General features: G+C 36.2%; 1 protein-coding gene. It reads right to left on the bottom strand.

Annotated features, from left to right (window positions below):
* Window positions 1–181 precede the first annotated feature (181 nt).
* Window positions 182–1039 (bottom strand): alpha/beta fold hydrolase, encoded by an 858-nt coding sequence (locus tag F6K13_RS33030; protein WP_124147136.1) that lies wholly within the window; start codon window positions 1037–1039, stop codon window positions 182–184.
* Window positions 1040–1443: the final 404 nt, after the last annotated feature.

Raw genomic sequence — 1443 nt, 5'->3', positions numbered from 1 at the left:
AAGGGTTAGAAGGATTTGGACAAATTAGTTTTTCATAACCGGATTTAATATTATATCAAACCCGGTAGCATTGGTATAATTATATTTAGGAGTCAGAAGTTCTTCTAACCCTTCTGCCTTCTGCCCTATGCCTTCTGCCTTACCTTCACAATAAATTTCTCTTCGCGCACCAAATTTAGTATTACTTGTAAACCAAAAAGCCAATGATTGCATCGAGAAGCGCTTCTGGTTCATCAACTCTGATTAAATGACCGCTATTTTCAAAGATTTTTAAATTAGCATGGGGAATAGCTTTAGCGATTTCTTCTGACAATTCTGGAGGACAAATCCAATCATGTTTTCCTGCCATGATTAAAGTGGGAGCAGTAATTTTATGTAACTGCTCAAGCACATTATAAGAACGTAAAAAACCACCAAACGCAACATTAATAGCATCGGGAGATAAAATAGTTCTGTTCCAACTTTTTCCCGATGTTTCTGGTTGATAAGTTAATGAATACATGGGCATCATTACTTGAAAATATTCTTGCAGTTGAGCTTCATTCTCAAATTGACCATCCCATAAAAATTGAGCGATCGCTTGTTGTTCTTTTGTTCCTTTTTTTGCTAAATTAACTTTTGCTAGTTCCAAAAACCTAGAACTGCCAGCAGTAGCAATAACAATTAAAGATTGAACATTTTCTGGATAACGGACTGCATAACTCAGGGCAACCATTCCTCCATAAGAAGTACCAATAATCACAATTTTTTCTAACCCTAAATATTGGCGCAATGCTTCCATATCTTCTACATTATTTTCGAGGGTATAAGTTTCTTTTGCTCCCCTCGCCGATCGCCCTTGTCCCCGGTGGTCAAAATAGACTAATTGTAATTTTTGACTCAAAGGAGAAAAGGTAGGTTTATAGGAAGTATGGTCTGCACCAGGTCCCCCATGAATTACAAAAGCAACAGGTTTTTCTCGCATCCTTTCCCCATCTGGCACTAGGGCAGCACCTTCAACATCAAAATAGATTTCCGTATCTCTGATTTTAGCTAACATCTTGTTTAAAAAAATAGAGTTTAAAATGAGATTTTTTCTGAATTATATTATTCACCAGCATACAAAAATAATAACTTGCTTGAAGAATGAGTTAGGAGTCAGAAGTCAGGAGTTAGGAGAATGGGGTCGATGGAGATTCTCACCCCACCAGCAACATCTGCACCGTGCAGACGCTGGGGTATTAAACCCATAAGGGATAAAGATAATATCAATTTGAGGGGGAGGGAACAGAATATCCTGATTATATCAAATCCCTTTAATTCGGTATAAAAAAATAGGGGTTGCACATTATGGAATGATATTGCCAAAAATTGGTTTAGATTTTGACTAAAAATAACCATTAATTAATCATTCTAGCAATTGATTAATCCACAATCCAATTCTATCAAAAATATCAAATCATT

It is taken from the genome of Okeania sp. SIO2B9 (assembly GCF_010672505.1).
Taxonomy (GTDB): Bacteria; Cyanobacteriota; Cyanobacteriia; order Cyanobacteriales; family Microcoleaceae; genus Okeania; species Okeania hirsuta.
This window is presented reverse-complemented; position numbering and strand designations above follow the sequence as displayed.